Raw genomic sequence first — 8,619 nt, 5'->3', positions numbered from 1 at the left:
ATAGTGCAGCCGTGTGTATGCATCCCCGTGAATCATTTTTGTATCCCAATTATCCTTCAATGTGTCAACCATACTTTGAAAGGCAGCTTGATAGTCGTATTCCAAAACGGTATCCAGCACTTTTTGAGGATCTTTGTTAAGATTGTCAATTGTCCAACCGATATTCCATCCGAATTGAATGGCTCCTTCACCGGTATCCTTGGCAAGATCGTATATACCAACAATCGCACCTTTAGCGCCATCACCTACGATTCGCAACACTTCTTTTCCGTTATCCATGAAAGCTTTACGCTGTTCAAGAAATGAAACAAATTCAAGCTGTTCAGGGGTAAGATTCTCATAGCCGACCTTCTTGGCAATTTCTAAGTATTCATCCGGATCCGTTACTCCGTCAGCTAGCTTCTTCTTTAACTCTTTGATTTCTCGTTCTTTCGCTTCATCTTTCTTGATTTTCAAATAAGCTTCAGTCTGTTTCTCGATATCGCCTTTTTTCTTATGTATGTCACTTTCACGGTACGCCTTGGCGTTGTAGTGAATGGGCGTAGCGTTTTTCCCTTTTCCTGTGGATTCCTCAAGCTTTTGAAAGTCCTTCTTGATGAATTGCTCATTTGGCTCTGACTGAGCATATTCAGAAACAAGTGCTTCGTCAACGCTGCCTACTTTATTGACTGTTTTTTTGCGTTGGTTCTCCGCGTCGGCGAGTTCGTCTTTAAATGTTTCTGTCGAGAACAAATCAAGCGGAAGAATATCGTCGATATCATGTAAGATATCTTTCATCGCTTTCTTTTGTTCAGACATTATGGATTTTGATTTTGTGTATGCATTAGCCAGCTCGTGTTCTAAGAAGGATTCTTCTATATACGCATCAGATAAGCTGGCGTCCTCTAAAGTGCCTGAAATGCTCGTCAAGAAAGCAATTTTCATATCAAGTAAGTCAATCCAATTGTCAGCTACACCTGCGTGGTCTTGATAAAATGCTTTGATGTTGTCAGCGCCTTTTCCGGAAAACTCACTGTCATCTAAATCAGCTACGGCTTTAAAGGCCTTTTTTAGATTGACCATCTGACTTCTTAATTCTTTGTATTCTTTTGCGCGTTTATCTGCTTCAGAAAGCAACGTTTTAGCTTCAAATACTTTCATGTTCATATCCTTTCATTGGAATTCGTTAACAAGATATTACCATGGAAGAATGAAGAAAGAGACTAATATGTGAATCGAAAGAATGAAATGAATATTTCGTTCTAAGTACATTGACCTAGATCGTTCGAGGTATTTGAACTTTTTTTGGCTAATATAAGGTAGCAAGTACGTTAACAAAAATAGCAGAGGTATTAAAAAAAATCATATCGGTTCTTGATGATAATCATCTTGATAATTATCAAGAACTTGTGTAAAATTCCATTATACATAATGGGAGGTCTACTATGATTAAATTTGAGAATATAAATGAATTAAAAGAATTCATTTCCAAAGAAATTCTCTTAACTAAAGAAGCAGCTGAATACTTAGATGTAAGTACACAAAGACTCCATCAGTTAACTCAATCTGGAAAAATTTCACCTATAAAATCTTCTAGAGCAGGATCGTTATTCTTAAAAGAAGAGTTATATGAAAGAAAATTTGAAATCGAAAAAACATATGGAAGCAACAAGACTATTAACAATATTGAAGAAGTAAACAGTAAAGAAGTAGTGAATGATGCTATTTGTTATTATACCTTGTTAGCTCTATTTAAGAATAAAGTGAAAAAGTGTGATCCTATATATAATCATTTAGAAACAGAAATAGATTTAACTCAGGATATTCACAGTATTAGTGATAAATTATCAGAAGTCACAGGTTTCCTAAAAAACGACATCGAGTTTGAAGCAGATAAGGTTAAAAGAGGATTTGATACCTTACAAAAAGATGATATAATAGTAAAAATAGGAACAGATATGTATCCTTCACTTCTTGCCAAAACTGATCAAGCTCCAATGTTCTTATTTATGAGAGGTAATCCAAATTTATTAAAATTCAATGCAATCTCAGTTGTTGGAACGAGAAACCCTACGGAAAGTGGCGCTTTAAGAGCGAGAAAACTAGCTGAAAAATTAGGTTTGAATCGTATTGTAGTTGCTTCAGGTTTAGCTAAAGGAATTGACGCTAATGCCCATTTAGGGGCTTTAGGTATGGGGAATCCTACGATAGCTGTTATTGGAACACCTCTAAATAAGTATTATCCAAAAGAAAATATAAAGATCCAAAAGCAAATTGAAGAAACAGGTTTGGTTATTTCCCAATTTGCACCTTCGATGTCTGTACAAAGATGGAATTTTCCAATGAGAAATGCAGTAATGAGTGGCTTGTCCCTTGCAACTGTAATAATTGAAGCTGGAGAAACGAGTGGATCATTAATTCAAGCTGATTACGCCTTAAAACAAGGTCGCTTAGTCTTTATTCCTCAAAGTGCAATTGATGATGACAGGTTGAAATGGCCAAATAAATATATTGCAAAGAGAGGTGCTTTTAAGTTTTCGACAATCAATGATCTTTTGTCTCAATTAGCTTCTAATAATAATGCAATTTTTCAAAACTATAAAACTGAGCCAGAAGAGTCACCAGTAAACATAAGTGAGGTAACGGTAAAATATGTTTCTAAAGACGAATGATTTACAATGCCTTTTGCTTTATTTAGATGCATTTACAGACGAAGAAATTAGTTACCTTTATAAACAATTAAATGATATGGGAAAGAGTATGGTATTTATACAATGTGAAGAAGTCTTAGAGCAAAAAATTCCACCTCAAAGTCTAGTGTTAAAGGAAACATTTCAAGATAAGATATTTGGCCCTCAAAAGATAATTGAAAGTGCAATGGATCTTACTGGATTTGAATCATATCAAATGTTAGTTGTTTCAAAAAGTCATCAACAGTTGAAGCCTGCTATTAACTTGCCTATTGGTACAGTTTTGTACAATAAAAATCCTCATATATTATATGAGGATATTGGGCATTTACCGGATTTAAAAGTGGAAGAAATAGAAAAAATTCCACAATTATTTAACTTAACTACCGGTTATTTCTCTGAAATAGTAACAACATACATCACACAATATAAACCTTTAAGTAATTCAGGATATGTGTTTAGATTTTTTGCCCAATCTGAACAAACAAGTGTTGAAATGATTTCAGCAGGAAGATATTTTGGACCTAAGCACTCTTTATATGAATCTATTCAATTATCGAAAAGAATAACTAAAAGTAAGAGTGAAACCTCACAAAATAATTTATTTAAATCAATCTATAAACCGATTATTCAATTTATTAATGAACAGAATCTTGTAAGTGGAATAACAAGAGTACCAAGCAGACCAGAAAAAGCGGATAGGCTTGCTCCTATAGTTAAGATGCTATCAATTGAATTAGGATTCGAAGATTTATCGTCTAATTTAATTTGTATTAATAATTACCCAACTCACAAAAATCTCGGCAAAGAACAAAGGTTTATCAATGTCAGAAATCAATTTAAAGCTGATTTAATGGAACCTTTAGAACATGTTGTAATAATTGATGACGTCTTCACAACCGGTGCGACAATGTTAGAATGTGCAAAAACGTTATATAATGCAGGTGTAAAAAAAGTGACCGGTGTTGTATTGGGGGTAAATCAATTTGCTGATGAATTTTTAGATAGATACATAGTATGTGAAAACTGTGGGGGAAGACTCCATCTAAGACTAAATAATAAGAATCTCTCAGCATTTTACGGATGTGAACATTACCATCAGCATCAATGTCCGACACTTTCCTATGGAAAAGGCTTAAATAGAATGGTGACCGAAAATTCAATAAAGTTAGCGAATACTCTTGATAAGTTCTAAATTTAAAATTAATTAAACCTCTTTGTTTACTTCATAGAAAAGTTTCCACTGTATTTGTTATTATCTATTTCCACAGTAATTTATTAATCCTTTTTAGGTTCAATTTTTATAGCTAAGAAATTGTTGGCGAGTTGTTGCCCAAACTTGCCAACAATTAAAATTTTTATTCAGAAGAGATCAGACATCAATTTTGCAACCCCTTGATGGATAAGTATTTGTCAGGAATAAAACTAATAGCTCAGAAGATAATCACTACCTTGACAGGGTAGAGGTCGCTGGTTCGAGCCCAGTCGGAATCATAGCTTAAACCCTTGCGCAGCAAGGGTTTTTTACTTTGCTTATTTATTGATTTTGTCATCATTCATCGAGTTGGGGACGAATTGGGGACGAAATAATTATTTTTTCGAGCTGATTTTGAAGGGGAATTCAAAATCAACTCTGTTTTTGTGCTAGGTTTCTAGGATCGAATTGGTTAAAGTGTTTTACTGTGCTATTTTCGAGTTTCTCGGTAACATGGCCATAAATATCACTAGTTGTTCGAGCACTGGCATGTCCAGCTCTTCTTTGAATAGCACTGAGATTTTCGCCAGCTTCCATAAGGAGAGCCACCGTAGTATGCAGCAAGTCATGAAGACGAACATCTTTTAGGCCGTACTTCTTTTTTATTTTAGTCCATTTTGCGGTACGGGTTGTATAGTAGTAAGGTTACATATTGATGTTCTCCGCCTTCCTAGGTATCACCGAGCATAAGTTTTTCTTTCTTCCATATGCGATAATATTTAGCCAACTCATCCGTATAAAAATCAGGCATTTTAACGAATCGTTGAGAACTTTTTAACTTTGGACTTTTAACGTGAGGCTCTCCGTTAATTGTTTTTAGAAATTGATCTATTTACGTATATTCCACCTTTGTCCCAATCTACATCCAAGTGCCATTCGCAAGCAAGAGCTTCTCCTCTACGAAGCCCGCCGATTAGAGCTGCAAGATAATATAAACGCCATTTAATATTATGAAAAGTACCCGAACAATATATACCTGTTCTTGAGTGAGAGCAGATGATTTAAAAATGATCGGTGATGAAACAATCATTGCAAAGCGTGATAAAACAAATGGCTGGCTTCTCGGGGTGATTGCGGTGGTTTTATTCTTTGATATTGCGGTTCTGCCGGATGACAGCATGAAAAGAAAAGTATTGAATTAGGGACTGACCCCCGTTTTTGAGACAGGGATCAAAACACCTTTTAAACGGCCAATTGCTGATAGTTTATCGGTGTTAAAACAGCAGCAGTATTACGTACATGTTAATACCCTCTGACGAAATGTGGATTTATTCAACAGTTTCGTTCGACAAATTCTGCAAATTGTAGACAAATTCCTGGCTATTTGGATAATTATCTAGATAGGAGGGGGAAATTTGTCATATTTCATAATACTCGTAGTCATAGCATTAATTGGAGCATTAGTAACAGTCGGTATTATATCTTCAAAAGTGGAGACGATCTCTCCAAAAACTCCAAGAGAATCAAAAGGGGAAGAACAAAAAAACTTCTATACAATGAAATAAAGTAGAGAAAGAGCATCTTCTGCAGGAGGGCTTTTTAATATAGAGGAGTTGGAAAAACTGAACCAAACTAATTTACTTTTAAGATTCGCCCTTGAAATTGCTGCACTAATCTCCATAGGGGTGTTTGCTTGTACCCATTTTAATGGTTTTTTTTAATATGTTCTAACTTTTGTATTACCGATTGTAGTTATGATTATCTGGACTGTATTTGCAGTACCTAATGATCCTAGTCGAAATGGACAAACTGTAATAGCTGTAAACGGGATAACAAGATTAGTTATTGAATTAATGATCTTTGGAATAGCTGTTGCAGCGCTTTATTTTAGTGATTTAAAAACAGTTAGTCTCAGCTTTCTATGTCTTATAATACTCCACTATATATTTTCAGCTGAGCGTATCAAATGGCTTCTAAATCAATAGTCTTTAATTTAGCACTCCTTTTAGAGTGCTTTTTTATATTCTCTGTAAACTGCTTCTGGTAAGTCTCAGGATAGACAACTGGCGGTTAACGGCTTGAGCACGGTGGTGGTTTTAGAGGGAATATATTCGAACGTTTTCCCAGTATGGAGGATGTTATTTGAAATTTATCATTGAGCCCAGTGTACAAAAGTAAAATCAGTATTTAAAATGTAGTAATAAATAAGAAATTCAACTTAGGAGGTTCTCTTGTGGGAGAAAAGAAAAAAGCTTTAATAATTGTGGATGTACAAAAAGCCTTCGATGATAAAAAATGGGGGGAACGAAATAACCTAGAGGCGGAAGAAAACATTAGAAAGATACTACAATTGTGGAGAGAAAAAGGTTGGACGGTAATATACATACAACACACTTCTGATAAACCTCAATCTGTATTTCATCCAAAGAATGAGGGGTTTGCTATAAAGGAGATAGTTAAACCTATGGATGAAGAAGTAATTATAACCAAGAAAGTAAATAGTAGTTTTATTGGTACTAATTTAGAAGATTTCTTAAAATTAAATGGAATAACAACTGTAGTAATAACTGGTTTAACTACGCCTCACTGTGTATCAACAACTACAAGAATGAGTGGCAATTTAGGATTTGATACATACCTGATTTCTGATGCAACGGCAGCCTTTGGTATGAAGGATCAGAATAATACATATTATGATGCAAATACTATCCATAATGTATCTATAGCCACATTGCACGATGAGTTTGCCACAATATTAACAACAGAACAATTAATAACTGATTTTATAAAAGCTCACTGAATAAAATTATGACACAATATCGGCAGGCGCTTTTTAATTGAATCACTAATATAACTATTAAGTACAAACGCCTAACTCACTTTAGTGAAAGGCGTTTTTTATTCCAAAACAACACGAATCAGAAGGGAGCGGCGGTGAATGTAGATGGCCGAAAAGCATATTCAGGCGTATAAGGATTACGTCAAAGGCGATGCCGAGAAGGGATTGTCTCTTATTGATGCCTATGATCGGACACTGTCAGACGTCTCAAACGAAATTGAACAGTGCGGACTGGCCTACTTGATTCTAAAGGGATTGGGAGCAGATGAAGACACACTCCAGCAACTTAAAAAGACTGGAATTCTTGAGCTTTACGATGAAAAAGACGATGTGAGCTATCTAACAAAAGATATAAATGACGCGATTATTGAAAATCATTTGAACCGGCTCGAAGAAAACATTCTCCGTTTTGCAAAGTCGATCAATTTCTCTGATGAATCATTTGGCGGGAATATCACTGGCGTTGCAATGAAATTTAAATTGATTGCGCTTGAGAATAAGTGCATCACGATCGAACGGAAAATGACTGCTGCCCTCCGTTATCAATACAAGTTGATCTTTTCAGCTTGGGCAACGAAAAATAAAGCTAAAGCAGAAGATTATTTGAAAGTATGGTTCGGATTCAAGCGTAACCTTCCAGCCAACGTTCTTGAAGAGGCACAGACAACATCGTAACTTAAAGGATTAATCAGCGAAGAAACACGCCTTTCTCTCTTGTCCTTTGTCGATGATGTTCAGTATGAGCTTCATAAGATGAAAGAGGAGGAAGAGGAGTACAGGAACAGCATGCCACCGTTGGCTGATATCGAAACAGATGCGGGTTGTAGAAGGGATTTAAAATCCATTTATCAATTTTCTTGTGGAGCAACCTTTGCCACTGAAGTACCACAGAGCAAGAAGAATGCAAATACTGCTGGCGGGGAAACTGCTAAACCTATAGTTCCTAGAAATCCTACAACAGTCAACCAATCGCCCTTTTCAATGGCTTTTTGAACTTGATTCAAAGCACCATTACTTAAGTTTAGTGCATCTTCTAGACATCCCTGAACACTACTGGTTTTTACATCAGTATAATTATATTCCTTATTCATATAATTAGCGAAAGCGACTATGCCCTCTTTTTGAGCTGGAGGATAAGGAGTTTTTTCAAGCTCGTCCTCATTGACTGTATACCCCGTCTCTTTATCAAAAACTTAAATTTTAGTAAAGATGTGCTCAACTTCTGCTACAGACTTTTCAATTTGTTCTTCAGTTAAGCCATCTAAACCGTCCTCCGGATTCAATTGTGTTGCTGAAGCTGCTGGCGCTATTGTGGCAATAGCAAGAAAGAAAATCGACGCCAGAAAAACAATCTTTTCAACATGTGTGAACTCTGAAATGGCAATAAAAAAGGAATGTAACTTAATGTTAAGCAAATTAGACAAATAAGTAAAATATCGACAGAAGATTGTTACCACAAATGCAAGGCAAGAAACGAAAGTGCCCATGCAAATATGCCGAACATTACAAAGAACCTAAGAAAAGTTTCGTATTTTGTAAGTCTTCGGTCTTTTTTTGTTTTACCTAATCTCCAATAAAGGGCGTAGCCGGAGAACAATAAAATTATTTGTCCCAGTTGAAACACAGACTCTAAAAACTCTATACCATTCATTGATTTCACCTCTTATTTCATTATCGCAGACGAAAAAACCGTTTCCAACAATTATATAAAAATTGAACAATCTGTAATATGTCTAATGGTATAAGAAGTAACGTTCCCCTTATTCATATGAAGCGCAGTTTCCGGCAGTGTGTAATAAAACTGAAAAAGCCTTCCTAATAGGAAGGCTTTCAGCTTGTAGAGAAAACGGTGTTTTTTTCTACAAGCTTTTTTGTTTTGTGCTGTTTCTTTACATATTCATCTGATTTCAGGTGCA

6 protein-coding genes and 3 pseudogenes are annotated in these 8,619 nt (G+C 35.4%); 6 read left to right on the top strand and 3 right to left on the bottom strand.

The features are described 5' to 3' along the window. A partial coding sequence (locus tag V756_RS0115660) for a ribonuclease YeeF family protein (RefSeq protein WP_024715480.1) occupies positions 1–1,140 on the bottom strand: 1,140 nt, incomplete at its 3' end. 284 nt (positions 1,141–1,424) lie between these two features. Here V756_RS0115660 and V756_RS0115655 point away from each other — a divergent pair. Both V756_RS0115655 and V756_RS0115650 read left to right on the top strand, forming a co-directional pair. After that, on the top strand, positions 1,425–2,651 hold the full coding sequence (locus tag V756_RS0115655; protein WP_024715479.1) for a DNA-protecting protein DprA: 1,227 nt from the start codon (positions 1,425–1,427) through the stop codon (positions 2,649–2,651). Further along, entirely contained in the window at positions 2,632–3,864 is a 1,233-nt protein-coding gene (locus tag V756_RS0115650; RefSeq protein ID WP_024715478.1) for a ComF family protein, read from the top strand. Before V756_RS0115655 ends, V756_RS0115650 begins: the two co-directional genes overlap by 20 nt. A 432-nt stretch (positions 3,865–4,296) precedes the next feature. Here the strand turns inward: V756_RS0115650 and V756_RS1000000124740 are convergent. Then, a pseudogene (locus tag V756_RS1000000124740) lies at positions 4,297–4,874 on the bottom strand (site-specific integrase); the annotation flags it as partial. A 57-nt stretch (positions 4,875–4,931) separates the two neighbouring features. On the opposite strand from V756_RS1000000124740, the gene V756_RS1000000124575 reads away from it, so the two are divergent. The 4 genes and pseudogenes from V756_RS1000000124575 to V756_RS01000000122580 form a co-directional block, all read left to right on the top strand. Further along, positions 4,932–5,066: a hypothetical protein gene (locus V756_RS1000000124575; protein ID WP_255210045.1), complete on the top strand. Its 135-nt coding sequence runs from the start codon at positions 4,932–4,934 to the stop codon at positions 5,064–5,066. Positions 5,067–5,477: 411 nt separating this feature from the next. Continuing rightward, a pseudogene (locus tag V756_RS01000000122585) lies at positions 5,478–5,849 on the top strand (YrdB family protein). Between the two features lie 248 nt (positions 5,850–6,097). Continuing rightward, positions 6,098–6,664 carry a cysteine hydrolase family protein gene (locus V756_RS0115630; protein ID WP_024715477.1) on the top strand — a complete coding sequence of 189 codons (567 nt, stop codon included), beginning with the start codon at positions 6,098–6,100 and terminating at the stop codon, positions 6,662–6,664. Between the two features lie 180 nt (positions 6,665–6,844). After that, positions 6,845–7,537, top strand: a pseudogene (locus tag V756_RS01000000122580) (phage portal protein); the annotation flags it as partial. Between the two features lie 616 nt (positions 7,538–8,153). On the opposite strand, the gene V756_RS1000000124570 reads toward V756_RS01000000122580, so the two are convergent. After that, positions 8,154–8,354 carry a hypothetical protein gene (locus tag V756_RS1000000124570; protein ID WP_024715474.1) on the bottom strand — a complete coding sequence of 67 codons (201 nt, stop codon included), beginning with the start codon at positions 8,352–8,354 and terminating at the stop codon, positions 8,154–8,156. Between the last annotated feature and the right edge of the window lie 265 nt (positions 8,355–8,619).

Source organism: Bacillus tequilensis KCTC 13622 (genome assembly GCF_000507145.1).
Taxonomy (GTDB): domain Bacteria; phylum Bacillota; class Bacilli; order Bacillales; family Bacillaceae; genus Bacillus; species Bacillus tequilensis.
This window is presented reverse-complemented; position numbering and strand designations above follow the sequence as displayed.

What these genes read in the sequence shown, in the direction of transcription:
- V756_RS1000000124570 (WP_024715474.1), bottom strand. Translation starts at nt 8,354, where the DNA reads ATGAATGGTATAGAGTTTTTAGAGTCTGTGTTTCAACTGGGACAAATA.
- V756_RS0115655 (WP_024715479.1), top strand. Translation starts at nt 1,425, where the DNA reads ATGATTAAATTTGAGAATATAAATGAATTAAAAGAATTCATTTCCAAA.
- V756_RS0115650 (WP_024715478.1), top strand. Translation starts at nt 2,632, where the DNA reads ATGTTTCTAAAGACGAATGATTTACAATGCCTTTTGCTTTATTTAGAT.
- V756_RS1000000124575 (WP_255210045.1), top strand. Translation starts at nt 4,932, where the DNA reads ATGATCGGTGATGAAACAATCATTGCAAAGCGTGATAAAACAAATGGC.